The 20,349-nt window shown below is 58.7% G+C and carries 21 protein-coding genes; 2 read left to right on the top strand and 19 right to left on the bottom strand.

All coding sequences use genetic code 11. From position 1 onward, the window contains the following. The 19 genes from H7B90_RS30650 to upp all read right to left on the bottom strand — a co-directional run. The coding region (locus H7B90_RS30650; protein WP_185139711.1) for a glycosyltransferase family 39 protein at positions 1–1,153 on the bottom strand (1,153 nt) is incomplete at its 3' end. After that, a complete protein-coding gene (locus tag H7B90_RS30645) occupies positions 1,143–1,928 on the bottom strand; it encodes a glycosyltransferase family 2 protein (RefSeq protein WP_185139710.1) in 786 nt (261 codons plus the stop codon). The genes H7B90_RS30650 and H7B90_RS30645, both read right to left, overlap by 11 nt. Further along, positions 1,925–3,433 carry an alkaline phosphatase family protein gene (locus H7B90_RS30640; protein ID WP_185139709.1) on the bottom strand — a complete coding sequence of 503 codons (1,509 nt, stop codon included), beginning with the start codon at positions 3,431–3,433 and terminating at the stop codon, positions 1,925–1,927. Before H7B90_RS30640 ends, H7B90_RS30645 begins: the two co-directional genes overlap by 4 nt. A 252-nt stretch (positions 3,434–3,685) precedes the next feature. Continuing rightward, complete coding sequence (locus H7B90_RS30635; protein ID WP_185139713.1) at positions 3,686–4,666, bottom strand: YpdA family putative bacillithiol disulfide reductase; 981 nt, start codon at positions 4,664–4,666, stop codon at positions 3,686–3,688. A gap of 162 nt (positions 4,667–4,828) precedes the next feature. Next, positions 4,829–7,369 (bottom strand): ABC transporter permease, encoded by a 2,541-nt coding sequence (locus H7B90_RS30630; protein ID WP_185139708.1) that lies wholly within the window; start codon positions 7,367–7,369, stop codon positions 4,829–4,831. A gap of 13 nt (positions 7,370–7,382) precedes the next feature. Continuing rightward, positions 7,383–8,054 carry an ABC transporter ATP-binding protein gene (locus H7B90_RS30625; protein ID WP_185139707.1) on the bottom strand — a complete coding sequence of 224 codons (672 nt, stop codon included), beginning with the start codon at positions 8,052–8,054 and terminating at the stop codon, positions 7,383–7,385. Positions 8,055–8,072: 18 nt separating this feature from the next. Then, a complete protein-coding gene (locus H7B90_RS30620) occupies positions 8,073–8,498 on the bottom strand; it encodes a hypothetical protein (protein WP_185139706.1) in 426 nt (141 codons plus the stop codon). A gap of 247 nt (positions 8,499–8,745) precedes the next feature. Continuing rightward, the gene (locus H7B90_RS30615) at positions 8,746–9,144 is read right to left on the bottom strand and encodes a F0F1 ATP synthase subunit epsilon (RefSeq protein ID WP_185139705.1); all 399 of its coding nucleotides are present in this window, start codon (positions 9,142–9,144) and stop codon (positions 8,746–8,748) included. A gap of 23 nt (positions 9,145–9,167) precedes the next feature. Beyond that, a complete protein-coding gene (gene atpD, locus H7B90_RS30610; RefSeq protein WP_185139704.1) occupies positions 9,168–10,574 on the bottom strand; it encodes a F0F1 ATP synthase subunit beta in 1,407 nt (468 codons plus the stop codon). 33 nt (positions 10,575–10,607) lie between these two features. Continuing rightward, positions 10,608–11,480 (bottom strand): ATP synthase F1 subunit gamma, encoded by an 873-nt coding sequence (gene atpG, locus H7B90_RS30605; protein ID WP_185139703.1) that lies wholly within the window; start codon positions 11,478–11,480, stop codon positions 10,608–10,610. Positions 11,481–11,557: 77 nt separating this feature from the next. Then, positions 11,558–13,072, bottom strand: a complete 1,515-nt coding sequence (gene atpA / locus H7B90_RS30600; RefSeq protein ID WP_185139702.1) for a F0F1 ATP synthase subunit alpha — start codon at positions 13,070–13,072, stop codon at positions 11,558–11,560. A gap of 15 nt (positions 13,073–13,087) precedes the next feature. Further along, positions 13,088–13,636, bottom strand: coding sequence for a F0F1 ATP synthase subunit delta (locus H7B90_RS30595; RefSeq protein ID WP_185139701.1), 549 nt, complete (start codon positions 13,634–13,636; stop codon positions 13,088–13,090). Further along, positions 13,633–14,121, bottom strand: a complete 489-nt coding sequence (gene atpF / locus H7B90_RS30590; protein ID WP_185139700.1) for a F0F1 ATP synthase subunit B — start codon at positions 14,119–14,121, stop codon at positions 13,633–13,635. Before atpF ends, H7B90_RS30595 begins: the two co-directional genes overlap by 4 nt. A gap of 94 nt (positions 14,122–14,215) precedes the next feature. Then, positions 14,216–14,434 carry a F0F1 ATP synthase subunit C gene (gene atpE / locus H7B90_RS30585; RefSeq protein WP_185139699.1) on the bottom strand — a complete coding sequence of 73 codons (219 nt, stop codon included), beginning with the start codon at positions 14,432–14,434 and terminating at the stop codon, positions 14,216–14,218. A 68-nt stretch (positions 14,435–14,502) separates the two neighbouring features. Then, positions 14,503–15,264 carry a F0F1 ATP synthase subunit A gene (gene atpB / locus H7B90_RS30580; protein WP_185139698.1) on the bottom strand — a complete coding sequence of 254 codons (762 nt, stop codon included), beginning with the start codon at positions 15,262–15,264 and terminating at the stop codon, positions 14,503–14,505. Between the two features lie 24 nt (positions 15,265–15,288). Further along, on the bottom strand, positions 15,289–15,663 hold the full coding sequence (locus H7B90_RS30575) for an ATP synthase subunit I (RefSeq protein ID WP_185139697.1): 375 nt from the start codon (positions 15,661–15,663) through the stop codon (positions 15,289–15,291). Beyond that, complete coding sequence (locus tag H7B90_RS30570) at positions 15,656–15,877, bottom strand: hypothetical protein (protein WP_185139696.1); 222 nt, start codon at positions 15,875–15,877, stop codon at positions 15,656–15,658. Before H7B90_RS30570 ends, H7B90_RS30575 begins: the two co-directional genes overlap by 8 nt. Positions 15,878–16,311: 434 nt before the next feature. Next, positions 16,312–17,451 (bottom strand): non-hydrolyzing UDP-N-acetylglucosamine 2-epimerase, encoded by a 1,140-nt coding sequence (wecB, locus tag H7B90_RS30565; RefSeq protein WP_311772841.1) that lies wholly within the window; start codon positions 17,449–17,451, stop codon positions 16,312–16,314. A gap of 38 nt (positions 17,452–17,489) precedes the next feature. Further along, complete coding sequence (gene upp / locus H7B90_RS30560; protein ID WP_185139695.1) at positions 17,490–18,119, bottom strand: uracil phosphoribosyltransferase; 630 nt, start codon at positions 18,117–18,119, stop codon at positions 17,490–17,492. Positions 18,120–18,311: 192 nt separating this feature from the next. On the opposite strand from upp, the gene H7B90_RS30555 reads away from it, so the two are divergent. Then, positions 18,312–18,617 carry an LSm family protein gene (locus tag H7B90_RS30555; RefSeq protein WP_185139694.1) on the top strand — a complete coding sequence of 102 codons (306 nt, stop codon included), beginning with the start codon at positions 18,312–18,314 and terminating at the stop codon, positions 18,615–18,617. 202 nt (positions 18,618–18,819) lie between these two features. Continuing rightward, entirely contained in the window at positions 18,820–19,848 is a 1,029-nt protein-coding gene (locus H7B90_RS30550) for an NADH:flavin oxidoreductase/NADH oxidase (RefSeq protein WP_185139693.1), read from the top strand. Positions 19,849–20,349: the final 501 nt, after the last annotated feature.

Raw genomic sequence — 20,349 nt, 5'->3', positions numbered from 1 at the left:
GCGCGAAGACCGCCAGCGCGAAGGCGAGCAGCGCGGCGAGCGGGGCGGCATGGCGCGGCTTGGCGATGTTCTGGCCGAGCAGCGCCCACGCGCCGTAGGCGAACGCCGGCAGCGCCAGCAGCGCCGCAGGCGAGACGAGCCGCCGAATCGGGAGGCGGCTCCTGGATCCATCGGGCGCGGACGGCGGCTCCAGGCCGCGCAGGACGACGGCGGCGCCGAGCAGCAGCGCCGTCAGCGCAAGTAGCGCGGGCAGGCGGGCGAACGCGCCCGTCCACAGGACGTTGTCGCCGGCGAACAGCAGCAGCCGGTCGCCGAAGGGCATGGCCACCGTCGCGACGCCGCCGCCCCACTCCGAGAAGTGGCCCGCCGCGAACGCCTCGATCAGGCTTAGCATGCCCGCGAAGCCGCCCTCGGCGACGGCCAGCCCGGCCAGCCAGAGCAGTTGGAACGCCGCCGCGATCAGCGGCCAGCCGACCGCTCTCCCTATCGCCGTCCCCCGTCCGCCGGGCGCCATCCGCCCGCTTCCGTTCCGGCTTGCCGCCGCTTCCGCCAGCCACAGCAAGAGCAGCCCGAGGCCGAACGGCGCGTAGCTGAGCCGCGTTCCCATGAGCAGCCCGAACGCGAAGGACGCCCCGGTCCACGCAAGCGTCGTGCGCCGCTCGGCCGCGGCCGTCAGCGACCACAAGTACCACCAGAGCAAGGCGAGCGCCGCTCCCTCGGACATCGCGCCGGTCGCCAGCGTCGCGTTCATCGGCAGCGCGAGCGCGATCGCGGCCGCCAGCGCCGCCAGATGAGGGGCTCCGAGCTGCCGCCGGGCCAGCGCGAATACCGGATAGGCGGAGCCGATCGTCAGCGTCAGATTCCACAAGGCGAGAGCCTGCGCCGGGTTGTCCAGGAAGACGCGCATGAGCCGGCCGCCCAGGATGAAGTACGGATAGCCCGGAGCGTGGGGCTGCATCGCCAGCAGGTCGAAGCGGTCGAGCGCAAGCGCGAAGTCGACCTCGTCCCACGATGCGGCCCAAGGAGAGAGGTGGGCGAACGCGTAGATCGCCCACCCCGCGAGCAGCGCCAAGGCCGTCGCGTACGCGAGCTTGTCCCGTCCGCTCCGGCCGAGGCTTCGGCCGTATCCGGCATGCTGACGCTTATCCCCCACGTCCCCGCACTTCCCCTTCCGCCTCGTTCCTGCCGGCCTTCATCCAGACCTTCAACCCGCTCTCGCCCGTCCGCCTCTCCACGGGCGCGCGCAGCTCCCGCCAGACGGCCGGCAGCACCTTGCGCGCGTACTGCCGGAACCGGATGAACGACTCGCCTTCGGTCCGCACGCGGTAGCGGATCGGAATCTCCTTCATCCGGAACCCCTGGCGCATCAGGTTCAGCGTGAGCACCTGCGCGTAATTGTAATCGTGAATAATCCGCGCCGCCTTCATCGCTTCCCGCGAGAAGCCGCGCATCCCGGACTGCCCGTCCCAGATCCAGCGGCGCAGCAGCAGCACCTGGAGCAGTGTGAAGCCGTAATTGCCGAGGCGCCGGACGAGCGTCATCCCCTGGATCTGCCCCTTGAACCGGGAGCCCATCGTATAATCCGCTTCGCCGCGGATAATCGGCTCCAGCACCTCCGGGATTTGCTCCGGCGGGTATTCGTTGTCCGCATCGATCATAAGCCCGACGTCCGCGCCCAGCTCCACGCATTGACGGAGCCCTTCCCGAACGGCGGCTCCAAGGCCGCGGTTCGTCCCCAGCGAGACGACGCGGTCCGCCCCGGCGCGGCGGGCGGCTTCCGCCGTGCCGTCCCGCGAGCCGTCGTCGATGACGAGCACTTCGACCTCCGCGCCGGGGAGGAAGTCCCTCGGGACGCGCGGAATGAGTTGTCCGATATTGTTCTCTTCGTTGTAGGCCGGAAGGAACACGACGATTTTGCTTATTTTCAAGAGGATCCGTATCCTTCCTTCTTCTCGATTGCCGCCGAGCGGTCGCCGAACGACTCCAGCGCTTCCGTCAATACCGGCCCCCGGCTGTGATCCGGGTAAGGCGCTCCGAGCAGGTAAGCCAGCGTCGGGGCCATGGATACGAGCGAATGCGGCGCATCTACCCTAACCCCTCGCCGGATGCCGTGCCCCGCCAGGAAAAACGGAACGAACCGCTCGCCCTCGTCCAGATGGCCGTGGCCGCCGATGCCGATCGCCTGTCCGTGGTCCGCGCAGACGATCATCGTCGCTTCCTCCAGCAGCCCCCGCTCGCTCAGCCAGCCGACGAAATTCTCCAGAAGCCGGTCGGCCTCTTCGATTTTCTCGATGTAATCGTCGTAGAACACGCCCCGGCTGTGCCCGATCTGGTCCGTTCCGATCAGCTGGACGACCATCAGATCCGGGTTGCGCTCCTCCACGATCCGCTTGGCCATCTCCACCGTCTCGGCGTCCGCCCGGTCGTGGCGCATGACCGCGGTGATCGCGTCGACGTCGTCTCCCATCGAATCGATCAGGTGCGCGATTCCGAGCAGCCTTCCCGTTTTGCCGACCTTCCGCAAGCTGTCGAAGATCGTCTCCGTCCGGACGCCGAGCCGGTAGACGAAGTTCGACTTGATGCCGTGCTCCCGCGGGTACGCCCCCGTGAACATCGAGGAGAAGCAGACGACCGTTCGGGCCGGGTACACCGTCTCCATGGAGGTGAACTCCGTGCCCTCCGCGCGAAGCTTCTTCAGGAACGGCGCGTTCGCCTGCTCGAACCGCTCCTTGCGCATCCCGTCGACGACGAGCACGTACACCTTGCGGCTGACCGCCTCCCCGACCCTCGGGAGCGTTCCGGGCGATTCCGTCCGCTCCTTCGGCTTCCAGTCGAACAGGTAGCGGTGCAGAATCCACGCGAGCAGCCAGACCGCCGCGATGAAGACGTACAGCGTTCCCCAATCCGCCGCCTTGGCACCGCCCCCGCGAATCCAGCCATAAGTCAGGTGCAGCAGGTAGAGGAGCAGCATCGTCTTCGGCAGTTGTTCCTGCGCGTTGCCGCTCGTCGAGTCGCTGTGCTGGAGCACGAGCTTCCAGAATCTCGCGAAGTTGTTCCAAGGCGTTCCGATACGCATGCGATAGTAGAACGTTCCCCAGAAGAACACCGTGAAGAAGAAGAACAGGCCGATGCCCGCGAGCCATAAGCCGAGGACGTCCCTTGTCCCCTCCCATATGACGACCGCCGCCACGACGGGTAGCCACAGGTAATTGCGCAGATACAGCGGAAAATCGTAAAAGAAATAGACGACGAACAAAGGCAGTACCGCTCCTAGAGCGCCGGCCATTGCCGACCAGTACGCGGGCTGCCCCCAGTCGCCGATATGGCAGAGCAAGAAAACGCCGGCCACGAACACCGGAGTGAACGGACGTCCTTCGTTCAGGACGTTCCAGGCGCGTGCGGCGACGATCTCGAACGATGATGCGCGTCTCATGGCGTGTGCCTCCCGATTGCTGTCCGAGCATATGAACGTTTGTTATGAAAATAGCCAGTGATAACCGTTCTCATGGCTCGGGTTCCTCCATCAGTATACGGGCAACGTTTTCATCCCGTCAAACGGGGAGCATTGGCAGCGACGGAAAAGAAAAGAGACGCGCCCATGAAGCCGCCTAATGGCTCTTCAAAGACAACGTGCAAAAGCCGACAATCCTCTTCGCAAGGACTGTCGGCATTGCGCATCGTAGATTCAATGATCCCGTTTGCTCGCCAGATGCTCCGCGATCTTGCGGCCGTGGTACCGTCCGGACTCGATGAAGATCTCGTTCGCGTCGCGTCCGGTGGAGACGACTCCCGCCAGATAGAGGCCCGGCACGTTCGTCTCCATCGTCTCCGGATCGTGCGTCGGCGGGATGATGCCGTCCGGCGCTTCGATGCCCATCGAGCGCAAGAACCCGCGATCGGGGCGGAAGCCGGTCATCGCGAGCACAAAGTCGGTCTCCAGCGTCCGCCGTCCCTCTTCCTCCTCGACCGTGACGTCGCCATGGCGAATCTCGACGACCCGGGCTTTCAACCTTAAGTCGATTCGACCCTTCGTCACGTTGGAGAGCAGGAGCGGCCGCACCCACGGCTTCACATTGTCGGAGACGGACTCGCCCCGGTAGACGATGGTCACTTGCGCTCCGACCCGGACCAATTCGAGCGCCGCGTCTACCGCGGAGTTGCTTCCGCCGATAATGACGACCCTCGTCCCCGCGTACGGGTGGGCTTCCCGGAAGAAATGGCTGACGTGCGGCAGCTCTTCTCCCGGTATGCCGATGCGGTTCGGGTGGTCGAAGTAGCCCGTCGCCACGATAACGGCCCGGGCCCGCGTCTCCAGCGCTTCTCCGGCCCTATTGGCCGATACGACCCGGAACGAGCCGTCGTCCTCCTTATGAACGGCCGTCACCCGCTCGTAGCGCCGGATCCGCAGCTGCCTGCGCTCCGACACGATGCGGTAATAATGCAGCGCTTCGAGGCGCGACGGCTTGTCGTTCGGCGTGATAAACGGAATGCCCGCGATCTCCAGTAGCTCGGGGGTGCTGAAGAACTGCATATTGATCGGATAACAGCTGATCGAATGAACGACGTTTTCCTTCTCGATGATGAGCGGGTTGAAGCCCTTGTCCTGCAGCTCGGCGGCCGCCGACAGCCCGCAGGGACCGGCTCCGATAATAATGACGTCTTCCATCGCATTTTTTATTTCTTCCAGTTGCATGAGCGCCTCATCTTCCATCGTTTAATGTTTCGGCTTTCGCATGGGTCGCATAAACGCCTGATCTACTCTAAACTATGGACTTTTTTTCGGTTTTCTGCAACTTCCTCTACTCCTGATCTGCGGACGAAGAACGTTCTAATTCTCGCTTCGAAGCTTATCGGATAGGCTGAATCTTCCTAGGCCTCTTAGAGGAATAAAGGTCGATACCATTATGCAGCCAAAGGTTATACCTACGGCGATGTAATAATACATCCAATAGTGGGATACCCCTTTGCTGGGAGAAGACGAATACATCTGTATAAAGATAAATATTCCGCTTATCAAAAAGGCGGCCAGCGAATACACCATGGTCTCTAAATAAAGGAACCTTTTAAGTTTACGAAGACTCATTCCGATTGCGCGCAACGTCGCGTACTCTTTCTGCTTAAGCATAACCGTGGAATACAAAATTAACGACACGCTGATCGCGGTGAAGAGAGTAATGATGACAAAAAGAATCTGGCCTAAAATCAACAAAGTGTTTATCAGAGATTTCTCTTTCTGCGACTGCTCGCGATCCGAATAAAAAAGACTTCCGGGAAAGTAAGCCGCCAGCCTTTTGGCCGCCTTATCGATTTTGTTCATGGAATCCTCATCTATTCGATCCTGGACATAAATTTCCAAGCTCTCGTAGCCCCTGAATGCGCTGTTCTCTCCCAAATCATTCTCATGGACGACGGCTACGATACGGTCGCTTGTTCGAAAATGTTCCCCGGATTGAATAGCGAACGGCTGCAGAATGACTCCGCCGACCTCGTACTCCCATTGCCGGTAGCGATATTGGCTCTCGGAGCCTCTGTCTAGTTCGATTCTGCCCAGCCGCACTAGATCGCCTTTTTTTAACCCGACTTTTCCTGCATCCGGCCGTTCCGAATCGTTAATCGGATAAAACAAAAGAATGGAATTTCCTTTTTTGAATTCGGATAGGGATTGTTCATTACTCAAGTATTTTGAATTCAGATATTGAAAAGAGTCGTCATTGACGGCAATGAAATCGGTATTTGGAATAATCGTTAACCTGTCGGGAAGTTCCGGCATGGATACGTACTCTCCTACCCGCCCGCTGTAACGATCCCTCCAATTCGATAAGAACGGGTCCAGTTGGTTATCCTCCAACAACATATTCGTTCCCTGCGCGTACGTTTTTTTATCGATAGCTTGAACTCCCTTCATCCGTTCCAACTCGGCTGCCCAAGCGGGATCGAACGAATCATTTTGATTGAGGACGACTTGAAACCCGTTGATTGTTTTGGACACCGTCGTGATTTTTGAAGCTAGGTAATAGTCGGGGCCATGGCCCGTGGATTCTGTTTCCCCGGCATACAATTGGGTGAAGAACAAGAGAATGATCCCGAAGGATATGCTAATGACCGCTATCGCTTTGGATTTCAGTTGACCCGTAATCTGGATAATCAAGTATTTTAGCGCAAACGGCAATCCGCTTATCTTCTCGTATAGCGAATGATTTCTAGTGAACAAGGTCGTTTCGCCGTTAAGCCCTTGAACGATCGAATGACGGAGTTGCTTGCGGAGGGAGAAGACGGACGATAGAAGAAGAATAAGAAAGATCATGACGATCCATAAGATCATCCTTCCGACAATGACAGCGGGAAGGAAGAAGCCCGTACCCGTCCCTCCATACGTAAGGGATATGAATAAGGAGCTAAGTGCCAATCCAATAGGAACGGCAACAACCGAGCTGCAGAGAATAATAAACAGACACTGCAAAAAAGCGATATGGTACAGCCTTTTGCCTGTCGCTCCAACAGCCATAAATATGGCCATGCTTTTCTTATAATGAGCATGTACGGTCATATAGATATGGTAAACTGAGAAGAGCACGGCGATGACGATAATGATATTGAAGCTCGTGGAGAGCTTCGAAAGGATTCTATAATCGGACAAGCCGCGATCGTACCTGTTAAAGTTAAAATAGGCATCCTCGCTTTTAACCTTATTCTTGTCCATGAATATATTAGCTGTTTCCGGGGAGTCGTTTTTAAGAACGACAAGCAGATTGCTCTTTGTCTTGCCTTGTTGCTTGAAGCTCTGGATTTTATCCCTATTTACAAAAAGGTTCGGAAAGTCGTTGGTACCCTTGACCAAGTAATCCGGTACGGTCCAATAGGACGAATAATCCTTGACGATTCCGGAAATTCGGTAACAGGAATCTTGCGAATCGGCTTTTAATGTAACGCAATCGCCGATCTTCACATCCAGAATGTCGGCATACGCCGATTCTATAGCAACCTTGTCCCTCTCGTCTGGAAAGTCCCCTGTTAGCAATTGAATATGGCCGATCTTTAAGGCTTGTTCGTCCATATATCCAATCGTACCGTAAATCTCCTTTGGCGATTCGGATAATAAATAGGAACCCGCGAGGGTTACCTCTCCGCTTGCTTTGACGTCGGAATCCGCCTTTATGGTTTTCGCCTTTGCAGCGGTCAGATCGTTCATAACCAACTGATGATTCCCGAACTTTAAAGCGGATTTCTCATAGATAGCCGCTTTGATTCCATGAATAGCAGCGCTAGATAAAACCAAGAGAAGCAGAGACGCGATGGTAACCAATAATAAAAGCGAGAAAAAAACTCTCTTGTTCACTAGCGTTTTAACGGATAACAACCAGATTGGCATAATCAACCCTCGTTTATAATTGCTTAAGCTTGCCATCCTCCATCCAATAGAGGAAATCCGGGTTCGGTACAAGCGATTCGTTATGAGTAACCATAATGAGCGTGGTTCCATTGCGCTTGCATAACTTCAATAGCAAGTCCATCACTTGATTGCTGTTCTGCTGATCCAGATTCCCTGTCGGCTCGTCTGCGAAAAGAATGTCGGGCTCGTTTATCATCGCTCTGGCAATCGCTACTCGTTGTTTTTCTCCGCCTGAAAGCTCATTGGGAAAAAAGCGGACTTTCCCCAGTATTCCCAAACTGGCCGCCAGGTCATTGATTTGGCTAGGAGTAACCTTGCGTTTGGCGAAAATGGCGGGAAGCGCGATGTTATCGTATACCGATAGCTCCGGCACTAAATGAAAAAACTGAAATACGAATCCATACTTGGCCCCTCTCAACTGCGCAAGCTGAACATCCGATAAGCTGGATATGTCTTGGCCGCGGAATTGTACCGTTCCACGACTTGGTTTATCCATGCCGGCAAGCAGATGCAACAAGGTGGTCTTCCCCGAGCCGCTTTTCCCTAGAATTACATGGATCGAGCCGGACCTCACCTTTAAAGAAAGGGGGTGCAATGCTGTAACAGCATTGGCACCCTCTCCGTACACTTTCGAAATATTATTCGTAACAAGGATATTGTCCACGATTATGCCCCTAACTCTTTACTGTTTGATCTGTCCGTCACCAACGACTTTTTGGAGATTCCCATTGCCCGTGTTTTTAATAACTTTGACTCTATAAGTGCCGCTGCTTACTGTGCCGAAATTCTTGGTTACGGTTACACCATTTGCGGTGATTTGTCCTGTATTATAGCTTGTCAATGAGCTTTTCTTTTCAATATAAACGGTAAACTTTTCTTTCTGATCAAGTACCTCGCCCGTATATTGCGAGTAGGTATCTGCCGATACGCTAGTAGAAGTGGCACTATTAGATAAGCTATGGTCATAGTCGCCGGTAACGGAAAAACCAATATCAAAAGAATAATCGCCACTGTACGCATATGCCATACTACTACCTGCGAGCAAAAACAAACCTAGAGCTAATCCCGTTACGCCAAGCTTTTTTTTGGACGTCCATACATTCTTCATTTTAAATTCCTCCTTTATATTTTTTCGGTACTAGAACCTCTAAAAAAAGTTAGCCTTCACCTCCCTATATTTTTGTTGTAAATAGAAGTTTGCATCTCTTTTTCTATTTACAACATAAATATACCTTCATTAGACAATATTGACAACCATTTTTATGTAAATTTTAGGAAAGAAAGGATGGAACAAAAAATCGCCGAGAAGCGCGTCCCTCTCGGGAGCCGCTTCTCGGCGATTCGGATGAAGCCTGTTATTTGCCGGACGTCTGAATCCGCGTAACTGCGCGCTGCAGAGCAAGCTCCGCCCGCCTGTGGTCGATCTCTTCCTGCTTGCCGGCCAGGCGCTGCTCGGCGCGTTCCTTGGCCTGGAGAGCCCGGGACACGTCGATGTCGGCGCCGCGTTCGGCCGCCTCGGCCAAGATCACCACTTTGTCCGTGCGCACTTCCATGAAGCCGCCGTGAACGGCGATGAGCTCTTCCGAGTTGCCCTTCTTGGCCCTGACCGGCGCGATCTTCAGAGGAGTGACGAGCGGCACGTGGCCCGCCTGGACGCCCAGCTCTCCGCTGACGCCCTTGGCGATCACGATGTTCACGTCTTCCTCGTAGACCTTCCGTTCCGGCGTAACGATCTCCAACCGTAAGGTGCTCATTGGTATTCCTCCTTAGCGGCGGATTAGAGCCCTTGTGCGAGCTTTTTCGCCTTCTCGACGGCTTCTTCGATGGTGCCGACGTTGTGGAACGCGGGCTCCGGAAGATCGTCGTGCTTGCCTTCAAGAATTTCTTTGAAGCTGCGTACGGTCTCCTTGACCGGGACGTAGACGCCCGGGATGCCGTTGAACGCTTCGGCTACGTGCAGCGGCTGCGACAGGAACAATTGGACGCGACGGGCGCGGTGAACGACCATCTTGTCTTCTTCGGACAATTCGTCCATCCCGAGGATGGCGATGATGTCCTGCAGTTCCTTATAGCGCTGCAGCAGCTTCTTGACGCCTTGAGCGACGTTGTAGTGCTCTTCGCCCAGAATCTCCGGAGCGAGGATCCGGGAAGAAGAAGCGAGCGGGTCGACGGCCGGGAAGATACCCATCGCCGCGATGTTACGCTCCAGGTTCGTCGTCGAGTCCAAGTGGGCGAACGCGGTTGCCGGTGCCGGGTCGGTGTAGTCGTCCGCCGGAACGTAGATCGCCTGGATGGAGGTAACGGAACCTTTCTTCGTGGAGGTGATCCGTTCTTGCAGTTGGCCCATCTCGGTCGCCAGCGTCGGCTGGTAACCTACCGCGGACGGCATGCGTCCGAGCAGGGCGGATACTTCGGAACCCGCTTGCGTGAAGCGGAAGATGTTGTCGATGAACAGAAGCACGTCGCGGCCCTCTTGGTCGCGGAAGTACTCGGCCATCGTCAGGCCGGTCAGGGCGACGCGCAGACGCGCTCCCGGCGGCTCGTTCATCTGGCCGAAGACCATCGCGGTCTTCGAGATAACGCCGGAGTCGCTCATCTCGTGGTAGAGGTCGTTCCCTTCGCGGGTACGCTCGCCGACGCCGGCGAATACGGAGATACCGCCGTGCTCTTGGGCGATGTTATGAATAAGCTCCTGCATCGTAACGGTTTTGCCGACGCCGGCGCCGCCGAACAGGCCGACTTTACCGCCCTTGGCGTACGGAGCCATCAGGTCGATAACCTTGATGCCCGTCTCCAGCATCTCTTGCTGCGTGGACAGCTCGTCGAAGACCGGAGCGTTGCGGTGGATCGGGTTGCTGATCGAACGGTCGACGTCGCCGTTGTTGTCGATCGGGTCGCCGAGAACGTTGAAGACGCGGCCGAGAGTAGCCGGTCCGACCGGAACGGTGATCGGTCCGCCCAGATCGACGGCTTCCATGCCTCTGACCAGGCCGTCCGTCGACGACATGGCGACGGCGCGAACCAGGTTGTCCCCGAGGTGAGTCGCGACTTCGACCGTCAGGTTGATCTCGCGTTCCCCGGAATGCTGAATCTTGATTGCGTTATAGATGTCAGGCAGGTGGCCGTGGTCGAACTCGATGTCGACGACGGGGCCCATGACCTGGACAATACGCCCCTTGCTCATTCGTGTCCCTCCTGTAACTTCGATTACGATCCGTTAACTGAGTGCGTTCGCGCCGCCGACGATCTCCGCGATCTCCTGCGTGATGGCGGCCTGACGCGCACGGTTGTAGTTCAAGGTATATTGGGCGATCATCTTCGTCGCGTTCTTCGTCGCGTTGCCCATGGCGGTCATCCGCGCGCCGAACTCGCTCGCCTTGTTCTCCAGCAGGGCGCTGTACACGAGAGTCTCCGCGTACTTGGGAAGGAGCACGCTCAGCACTTCCTCCGCGGAAGGCTCGTACTCGTAATCCGCGGTCGGACCCGACTTGCCGCCTTCCAGCTGCGAAGCGTCCAGCGGGAGCATTCTCTTGATCGTCGGAATCTGCGAGATCGCGTTGACGAACCGGTTATAGACGACGTACAGCTCGTCGTAGTCCCCGTTCTCGAAGCCGCCTACCGCCGCCGAAGCGATGGACTTGATGTCCGCGAAGGTCGGGGAGTCCGGAACGCCGATGACTTCCTGACGAACCGCGTAACCGCGCCGTTTGAAGTAATCGAAGCCTTTGCGCCCGATGACGAAGAGGGCGTATTCGTCCGCGGATTTGTGCTTCGACTTGATCGTCTCGACCAGCTTCTTCAGCAGATTGTTGTTCAAGCCGCCCGCTTGCCCGCGGTCGGAAGAGATGACCAGGTACGCGGTCCGCTTGATCTCCCGGCTCTGAAGCATCGGATGCTTCACGCCGCCGGAACTCGAAGCGATGCTGGAGACGACCTCCTTCAGCTTGTCGGAGTACGGCCGGCTCGCGAGAGCGGCGTTCGTCGCGCGCTTCAGCTTCGAAGCGGCGACCATCTCCATCGCCTTGGTGATCTGCTTCGTGTTCTGCGTGCTCTTGATCTGGCGCTTGATTTCGCGCATCCCTTTAGCCATTCATGTCACCACCTTGTTGCCGGGCTCCCCGAACGTTCGGGGCGGCCCGGCTCATCAGCTCGTTCTATGTCGAAGGCTTAAGCCGTCGTGGAGAAGCTCTTCTTGAAGGCGCCGATCGCGTCGATAAGAGCCTTCTCGTTGTCGGAGGTCAAGTCCTTGGTATCGCGGATGGAAGCGAAGATCTCCGGACGGTTCGCGTCCACGTAAGCCAGGAACTCGGCTTCGAAGCGGCGAACGTCCTCGACCGGAATGCTGTCGGTGTGCCCTCTCGTCACGAGGAAGAGAGAGACGACTTGACGTTCGACCGGCAACGGCGCGTTGACGCCCTGCTTGAGGATCTCCAGCGTGCGAATACCGCGGTCGAGGCGGGATTGCGTAACTTTATCGAGGTCGGAGCCGAACGCGGCGAACGCCGCCAGCTCGCGGTATTGGGCCAAGTCGGTCTTCAGCGTGCCCGCTACCTTCTTCATCGCCTTGATCTGCGCCGAGCTGCCTACCCGGGATACGGAGATACCGACGTTAACCGCCGGACGTTGGCCGGAGTAGAACAGGTCGGACTCGAGGAAGATCTGTCCGTCCGTGATGGAGATGACGTTCGTCGGAATGTACGCCGATACGTCGCCCGCTTGCGTCTCGATGAACGGAAGCGCGGTCAGGGATCCGCCTCCGAGCTCGTCGTTCAGCTTCGCCGCGCGCTCCAGCAGACGGGAGTGCAGGTAGAAGACGTCGCCCGGATACGCTTCGCGTCCCGGAGGACGGCGGAGCAGCAAGGACAATTCGCGGTATGCGGCCGCTTGCTTGGACAAGTCGTCGTAGATGATCAGGACGTGCTTGCCGTTATACATGAACTCTTCGCCCATCGCGCAGCCGGTGTACGGGGCGATGTACAAGAGCGGGGAAGGCTCGGATGCGCTCGCCGTAACGACGATCGTGTAATCCAGGGCGCCTTGGCGGCGCAGGGATTCGACGACGGTACGGACGGTCGATTGCTTCTGGCCGATGGCGACGTAGATACAGATGACGCCATTGCCCTTCTGGTTGACGATCGTGTCGATCGCGATCGTCGTCTTGCCCGTCTGGCGGTCGCCGATGATGAGCTCCCGTTGGCCGCGGCCGATCGGGATCATCGCGTCGATCGCCTTGATGCCGGTCTGCATCGGCTCGAAGACCGATTTACGGGCCATGACGCCCGGAGCCGGGGATTCGATCGGGCGGAACTTCTTCGTGTTGATCGGACCGTTGCCGTCAACCGGCTGGCCCAGCGCGTTCACGACGCGGCCGAGCAGTTCTTCGCCGACCGGCACTTCCATGATGCGGCCGGTGCGCTTGACTTGGTCGCCTTCGCGGATGCCCGTGTACGGGCCCATGATGACGACGCCGACGTTGCTCTCTTCGAGGTTCAACGCCATGCCGACGGTGCCGTCGGCGAATTCGAGCAGTTCGCCCGCCATACAGTTCTCCAACCCGTGCACGCGCGCAATACCGTCACCGACTTGGATGACCGTACCGACGTCCACGACTTGAATATCGGATTGATAATTTTCGATCTGTTGTTTAATCAGCGTGCTGATCTCTTCAGGCCGGATACTCAATTCGTTCACCCCTGTCTAATTTGCCGACGATTGCAGCGCTTTGTCCAGACGATTCAACTTGCCGCGGAGGCTTCCGTCGTACAACGTGTCTCCGATGCGGACCGTGAGTCCCCCGAGCAAGGACGAATCGACCGTATTGTGCACACGGACCGTCTTGCCGAGCAAAGCGCCGAATTTCTTGGCCAATTGGTCTTTCTCGCCATAGGATAGCGGCTGCGCGGACGTCACGTGAGCATCGGCCCGTCCAAGCGCTTCTCCAGCCACTTTGAGATATGCTTCCAGCACGGCGGGCAGTTCGCCCTGGCGGCCGCGCTCGATCAGAAGGCCGACCGTGTTCAGCACGATCGGGTACAGCTTCCCGTCGAACGAACGGGCGAGCGTCTCGATCTTCGTCTTCGCCAGAATGCTGGGAGACGCGAGGAATGCTTGGAAATCCGAGTTCTGTCCGATGGCGTTCACGAGGAGCTGCAGCTGCGTCTCCACCTCGGCGACGAGGTTCTGCTCCCGAGCCAGATCGAAGAGCGCCTTGGCGTAACGCTTCGCGACTACGGTGCTGCGGCTCATGACTTCGTCCCTACCTCTTGGAGGTATTTATCGACCAGCTCGCTCTGGGTCTTCTCGTCAACCTGCTTCTCGATGATCTTCGATGCGATCAGGACGGACAGGCCGCTGACCTGCGCCTTGACGGAAGCAACCGCCTTGTTCTTCTCGCTCTCGATCTCGCGCACCGCTTCGTCCTTCAGGCGGTTCGCTTCGCCGCGGGCCGCTTGGACGATCTCGTCCGCTTGCTTCGAGCCGGTCGTCTTCGCCTGCTCGATAATCTCGTAAGCTTCCTTGCGGGCTTGTTGCAACGCTTGCTTCTGTTCTTCCAGGAACTTCTCCGATTCCTGGCGGTTCTTCTCGGCGTTGTCCATCTGCTCCTTGACGAGCAGGCGGCGCTTCTCCATGATTCCGAACAGCGGCCCGAAGGCGTACTTGTTCAGCAGCAAGTACAGAATCAGAAACGCTACGATCGCGTATACGAACGATTCCCAATGTAGATTGTCCATCGTTGCACTCCTTTCCGCATTCTATTCCTTCTCTTCAAAAAACGATGGCGTGGAGGGCTCTGGCCTTCCCCGCCATGGTTCTTGGGATATCCGATTAGCTGAAGAAAGCGAGGAAGCCGATAACGACGCCGATGATCGGCACGACTTCGACGATACCTACGCCGATGAACATCGTCGTTTGGAGCTTGCTTGCGCTCTCCGGCTGACGAGCGATGCCTTCTACCGTCTTGCTGACGATCAGACCGTTACCGACGCCGGCGCCGATAGCGCCAAGACCTACTGCGATAGCTGCTGCCAGAACATTGTAATCCATAGTGTTGAAATCCTCCTCAAAATGGTTGTTAATTTACCGTCAAGTATCGCCCGATTAGGCGGATCGGCTTAATGCGCGTGTTCTTCCTCGTCGTGGATGGCCGCCTGCGAGATGTACACCATCGTCAGGATGGTGAACAGGAACGCTTGGATGGCCCCGACGAAGATACTGAAGCCTTGCCATACGATCATGAACGGAGTACCGACGACGCCTAGCATCAGGATCGTCGCGATCAGAACCTCGCCGGCGAAGATGTTGGCGTAGAGCCGGAGCGCCAGCGTGACCGGCTTGGCGATCGTCTCGATCAGGTTCAGAGGGAAGAAGAACCAGAACGGCTGGAAGTAGTGTTTGATGTAATGCTTCCGGTTCATCTTGAGGCCCAGGAAGTGTACGAGGATGAAGACGATGAGCGCGAGGCCCCCCGTAACGTTCAAATCCGCCGTAGGCGACTTCCACCAGGCCAGTTCGACTTCGCCGTGGTGCTTGTCCAGCATCTCCTGCGTGACGAACGAGCTCGTATGGTGATGTTCCGTCACGATCCCGAACGGCAATCCGAGAAGGTTCGACACGAAGATGAACATAATGAGAGTCATCCCGAGCGCGAGAAACGGACGTACCCGCTTCATCGGCATCGTGCTGGCGATCGTCGAGTGAACGAACTCGACCACCCACTCCATGAAGTTCTGAAGCTTGGACGGATTGTCGACCGAGAGTTTGCGAACGGCCAGTCTGGCCAGAACGAAGGTGATGATAGCCGAGACCGTGATCGCGATGAACGCCGATACGTCAATGTGAAGTCCAGCGACCTCTAGCACGGGAAATTCATGCATGCTGCAGTGTTTCCCTCCTTTCCGTCAGGTATCTCGCTTGCTGCTCGCATAGGCGAGCACCAAATTAACGATAGGCATGAAGAAACAAGCGAACAACACAGAAGGCAGATGAAAAAACTCAGGTTTGCGATACGCCAGCATCGAAGCCAGAAGCACGGTCGCCAATCGGCCCGCGAGCCCCAGGCTCACCCGCCGCGGCGGATTGGGATTGTCTCTGTAAACGGTTCCGAGCAAATCCACCCGCCTTCGCAGCATGATCGCGTTGACGACGCTCGCCGCGACACCCAACATCACGCCCGCCGAATAGATCCGCCACTCCGGGACGAAGGCCCAGACTAGCAAGCAGGCCGATAGGAAGAACGTCGCGATTCGGATCGACTTCCCCAAGAGCTCATTCATCATGTTTCTCCAAGACCTTCTTGACAAGCAGAATAGCCAACCAGATACCGATGCCCAAGCCGGTCAGAACGCCGCCGGCTTGCCAGCCTCGCGTCCCTCCGATCCAGCCTCCGACCCAGTAACCCGCCAAGGCGCACATGGCGACCTCGAACCCCAAGGCGCCGACCATTCCTAGCGCGCGCCAAGGGTTGTCTCCGCTGCCCTTATCTTTCATGATTTGTACCCCTGTCAATCCTCATACATTTTATCGGAGGCTCGGAAGGTTTGTCAATTCGATTTCCTTAAACTTTTGGTGAACGGAGGGCCGAAAACCCTTGTAAATCCTAGACTTCTCGCGAGAAGCAACCGTACAGCTTTACTGTATGCTGTGATGTTGAAGGGTTTTCAACGATAGGAGCTTTTTTTGTGAACGTTGTGTGAACGCCGTCGCCGCCATTTCATTTAAACCTTCCTTCCGCCCAAAGTCAACCGGTACGTCTCTCCATCCCCTCTTCCGGCCTCCGGATTCCCGCCTCCGGCATGCGAATGACCAAACGCTTCGCCCCTCTCTGACGGGGCGGGCGTCTGGTCATAACACGAGTCTGACGATTGCGGATTCGAATGCCGCCGCCGGGCGTCCTGCGAGAATCGCCGAGTCTCTCGGCCTCTCTAGCGCCGGAACGGCTCGGGTCTCTCGCCCCGGCCGAAATGATGCAGGATCGCTTCCGCGATCCGCCGGGACGCCTGGCCGTCCCCGTACGGGTTGGCCGCCTTGCTCATCCTCTCGTAGGTGGACGAATCCGTCAACAGCGCCTTCGTCCGGGCGTACACCGCTTCCTCCTCGGTTCCGACGAGCTCCAGCGTTCCCGCTTCGATGCCTTCCGGCCTCTCGGTCGTCTCGCGCAGGACCAGCACCGGCACTCCGAATGACGGGGCTTCCTCCTGCAGGCCGCCGGAGTCCGTCAGGATGAGGTGCGTATGCGGATAGAAATTGTGCAGCTCGACCACGTCGAGCGGGTCGATCAGCTTGATGCGCGGATGATCGCCGAGCATCGCCTGGGCCGGCTCCTTGACCGCCGGGCTCGGGTGGACCGGATACACGATCGCGATGTCCTCGAACTCGTCGGCGATCCGGCGCACCGCCCGGAAGATCCGGCGGTGGGGCTCGCCCTGCGATTCCCGCCGGTGGGCCGTCATGAGGACGAGCCGCTTGCCCTTCGCCCACTCCAGCACGGGGTGGCCGAACTCGGGCTTCACCGTGTATTGGAACACGTCCGTCACCGTGTTGCCGGTGACGTAGACGTTCTCTTCGGGCTTGTTCTCCTTGCGCAGGTTGCCCGCCGACCAGTCGGTCGGCGCGAAGTGCATGTCGGCCAGCACGCCGGTCAGCTGGCGGTTCATCTCCTCCGGGAACGGATCGAGCTTGTTCCACGTGCGGAGGCCCGCCTCGACGTGGCCGACCTTGATCTGCTGGATGAACGACGCGTAGCTCGCCAGGAACGTCGTCAGCGTGTCGCCGTGCACGAGCACCACGTCCGGCTTCGCCTCGCGGAGAACCGGCTCCAGCCCCTGCAGCACGCGCACGGTGATCTCGTTCAGCGTCTGGCCGGGCTTCATGACGTCCAGATCGTAGTCGGGCTCGATCTTGAACACTTCCAGCACCTGGTCGAGCATCTCGCGATGCTGCGCCGTGACGCAGACGATCGGCTCGATGAGGCCCGGATACTTCCGCAACTCCAGAATAAGCGGCGCCATCTTGATCGCTTCCGGGCGCACGCCGAATATGGTCATGACTTTAATCGCGCTCACTTCGGTCTCTCCTTAAGCCGGATACGGGTACCCCGTCCTTATTTGGTTCCGTACAGGCGGTCTCCCGCATCCCCGAGGCCGGGGACGATGTAGCCGTGGTCGTTCAGGTACTTGTCCAGCGCCGCGACGTAGATGTCGATGTCGGGATGAGCTTCTTGAACGGCCTTGACGCCTTCCGGCGCCGCGATCAGGCAGACCAGCTTCGTCGGGCGGCAGTTCCGCTGCTTCAGCGATTCGATCGCCGCGTTGGCCGAGCCTCCGGTCGCCAGCATCGGATCGAGCACGATCAGCTCCCGCTCCGTCACGTCGGACGGCAGGCTGAAGTAGTACTCCACCGGCTTCAGCGTCTCCGGATCCCGGTACAGGCCGATATGGCCGACCTTGGCGGAGGGCAGCAGCTTGAGCATGCCGTCCACCATCCCGAGCCCCGCGCGCAGAATCGGGATCAAGCCGAGCATCCGGCCGGCGATGACGCGTCCTTCCGCTTCGGACACCGGCGTCTCCACCGTCACCGTCTCGAGCGGAATGTCCCGCGTTACCTCGTAAGCCATCAAGGTCGACAGCTCGTCCACCAATTCGCGGAATTGCTTGGTGTCTGTATTTTTGTCGCGTAGAAAAGTCACTTTATGCTGGATCAGCGGATGATCGCAGACCACGAAACGACCCAAAACCTTCCTCCCCTTCCTCCGTACGTCTTGCCCGTCCATTATATCATTGTCTCCTTGCCCGCGCACTCCATCCGTTCAGATCGCCAAGCTGCTTATTTTTGGCGGGGCTTCGGATTCGGGCGACGCCTCGGAACCTTTCCTTGGGCGGGCGCATAGGCTATGACCAGATTCGCCCCACGAGGAGGGTTGCCCATGAGCGTCCGTTCGGCCGGAACCGGCTCGGTTCTGTACCAAGCCGACGAGGCATGGACCGAGCACGTGAAGAAGCACCGGCAGAAGCTCGCCGGGATCTGCGGCCGCCACCTGAACCGCCCCGTCCGGGTTCAGACGATCGACGGCCATACGTACGAAGGCACCATCGTCGGCACCGACGGCTGCCATCTCCATCTGGTGACCCGCCCCACGGAGCACGATCATCGGTTCTTCGGCCCTTACGCCGCGAACTCGATTCTTACTCTCGTGCTCTACGAGCTGCTGGTCATCACGCTGCTGATCTGATCGGGGAACGAAGCATCGCCCGCGGAAGCGGAGCGGATGCTTTTTTCTTTTTGCGTTGCGGCGTTGCGCGCTGCGCGGCGGTAAATCCTATTTTCCAACCCGAATATAAGGAATTGCACTTGCGATCCGAAGCGGTTCGGTTAAAATGGGGAGGAACGGGATCATCCTAGCGAGAGAGACCCCGCAGGAGGAGGAGAGGAACATGAGCCGGTTAGGTTCGCCTTACGAATTGAAGTCGCTGTCCCTTCGCAACCGCATCGTCATGAGTCCGATGTGCCAATATTCGGTCGACGCGGAGGACGGAGCGCCGAACGATTGGCATTTCGTCCACTACGTCTCCCGGGCCGTCGGCGGAACCGGGCTCGTCATCATCGAGATGACGGACGTCGATCCCGACGGCCGCATCCGCAATCGCGATCTCGGGCTCTGGTCGGACGAGCAGATTCCCGCCTTCAAGCGAATCATCGACGAGCTGCACAAGCACGGCGCCAAGGTCGCCATCCAGATCGCGCACGCGGGGCGCAAGGCGCTGGACGCCGAGCCGCCCGTCGGACCTTGGAACGAGCCTTTCGAACCGACGGCGAAGACGCCGCGGGCCTTGACGACCGAAGAGGCCTGGAAGATCGTCGGCCAATTCGCGGACGCCGCGCGGCGCGCCGTCGAAGCGGGCGTCGACACGATCGAGCTGCACGGGGCGCACGGCTATTTGATCCACCAATTCCATTCCCCCGGCATCAACAAGCGGGACGACGAGTTCGGCCGCGACTACGCCAAGTTCGGGGTGGAAGTCGTCCGGGCGGTCAAGAAGGTTCTCCCGCCGGACATGCCGCTCCTGATGCGGGTATCCGCCGTCGAATACGCGGATTACGGCTACGATCTCGAGCACGGCCTGCGCGTGTTCGAGGCATACCGCGACGCCGGCGTCGACCTGTTCGACGTCTCCACCGGCGGCGAAGGGCCCGCGGGCGCCCGCAAGCCGGGCAACTACCCCGGCTACCAGGTTCCGTACGCCCGCGCGATCCGCGAGAAGCTCGGCGTGCCGGTCATGGCCGTCGGCCTGCTGGACGATCCGAAGCTGGCCGAGAGCGTCGTCGCGAACGGCGACGCCGACCTGGTCGCGATCGGGCGCGGCATGCTCCGCAACCCGTACTGGGCGATCGACGCCCTGCGCGAGCTCGACGGCCCGAACCATCGGGCTCCGATCGCCGAGGCCTACTTGCGGGGGTACTAAGCTCGCTCGTACGGTCCGGCTTCGCCGATACCGCGCTAGCGCCCGGCCGTGACCCTCGACATCGCGCGTTGGCGCCTGCATCCGCTGAAACCTTCGGGATCAACCCGATGTTTCTCGTGGCATCCTTCCGACGGTCTACGGCATTGCCGGACGTCGCGGCGGCGTCCGGATGGCTTCTGCGGCATTGCTGGACCGTTGCGGTTTCGTCCCGACGGTATCTGCGGCATTGCCGGACGTCGCGGCGGCGTCCCGATGGCTTCTGCGGCATTGCTGGACGTCGCGGCGGCGTCCCGACGGTACCTACGTCGTAGAAACCGACCCGATAACCTTCGCATTCGTCCGCCGGCGGGAACGTAACGAATCTGAGAGACGCTATTTACTCGAAAAGGCGGCTTCAGAAATTGTAACGAACTGGAGAGACGTTATTTGGGCCAAAAAGCCCCGATTTCCCCCGTTTGGGGCCAAATAAGCTCTCCTGGATTCGTCCCTCGTATTTAAGGG

This window comes from Cohnella xylanilytica, assembly GCF_014212175.1.
GTDB lineage: Bacteria > Bacillota > Bacilli > Paenibacillales > Paenibacillaceae > Cohnella > Cohnella xylanilytica.
This window is presented reverse-complemented; position numbering and strand designations above follow the sequence as displayed.

What these genes read in the sequence shown, in the direction of transcription:
- H7B90_RS30640 (WP_185139709.1), bottom strand. Translation starts at nt 3,433, where the DNA reads ATGAGACGCGCATCATCGTTCGAGATCGTCGCCGCACGCGCCTGGAAC.
- H7B90_RS30635 (WP_185139713.1), bottom strand. Translation starts at nt 4,666, where the DNA reads ATGGAAGACGTCATTATTATCGGAGCCGGTCCCTGCGGGCTGTCGGCG.
- H7B90_RS30630 (WP_185139708.1), bottom strand. Translation starts at nt 7,369, where the DNA reads ATGCCAATCTGGTTGTTATCCGTTAAAACGCTAGTGAACAAGAGAGTT.
- H7B90_RS30620 (WP_185139706.1), bottom strand. Translation starts at nt 8,498, where the DNA reads ATGAAGAATGTATGGACGTCCAAAAAAAAGCTTGGCGTAACGGGATTA.
- H7B90_RS30615 (WP_185139705.1), bottom strand. Translation starts at nt 9,144, where the DNA reads ATGAGCACCTTACGGTTGGAGATCGTTACGCCGGAACGGAAGGTCTAC.
- atpD (WP_185139704.1), bottom strand. Translation starts at nt 10,574, where the DNA reads ATGAGCAAGGGGCGTATTGTCCAGGTCATGGGCCCCGTCGTCGACATC.
- atpG (WP_185139703.1), bottom strand. Translation starts at nt 11,480, where the DNA reads ATGGCTAAAGGGATGCGCGAAATCAAGCGCCAGATCAAGAGCACGCAG.
- H7B90_RS30595 (WP_185139701.1), bottom strand. Translation starts at nt 13,636, where the DNA reads ATGAGCCGCAGCACCGTAGTCGCGAAGCGTTACGCCAAGGCGCTCTTC.
- atpF (WP_185139700.1), bottom strand. Translation starts at nt 14,121, where the DNA reads ATGGACAATCTACATTGGGAATCGTTCGTATACGCGATCGTAGCGTTT.
- atpE (WP_185139699.1), bottom strand. Translation starts at nt 14,434, where the DNA reads ATGGATTACAATGTTCTGGCAGCAGCTATCGCAGTAGGTCTTGGCGCT.
- atpB (WP_185139698.1), bottom strand. Translation starts at nt 15,264, where the DNA reads ATGCATGAATTTCCCGTGCTAGAGGTCGCTGGACTTCACATTGACGTA.
- H7B90_RS30575 (WP_185139697.1), bottom strand. Translation starts at nt 15,663, where the DNA reads ATGAATGAGCTCTTGGGGAAGTCGATCCGAATCGCGACGTTCTTCCTA.
- H7B90_RS30570 (WP_185139696.1), bottom strand. Translation starts at nt 15,877, where the DNA reads ATGAAAGATAAGGGCAGCGGAGACAACCCTTGGCGCGCGCTAGGAATG.
- H7B90_RS30555 (WP_185139694.1), top strand. Translation starts at nt 18,312, where the DNA reads ATGAGCGTCCGTTCGGCCGGAACCGGCTCGGTTCTGTACCAAGCCGAC.
- H7B90_RS30550 (WP_185139693.1), top strand. Translation starts at nt 18,820, where the DNA reads ATGAGCCGGTTAGGTTCGCCTTACGAATTGAAGTCGCTGTCCCTTCGC.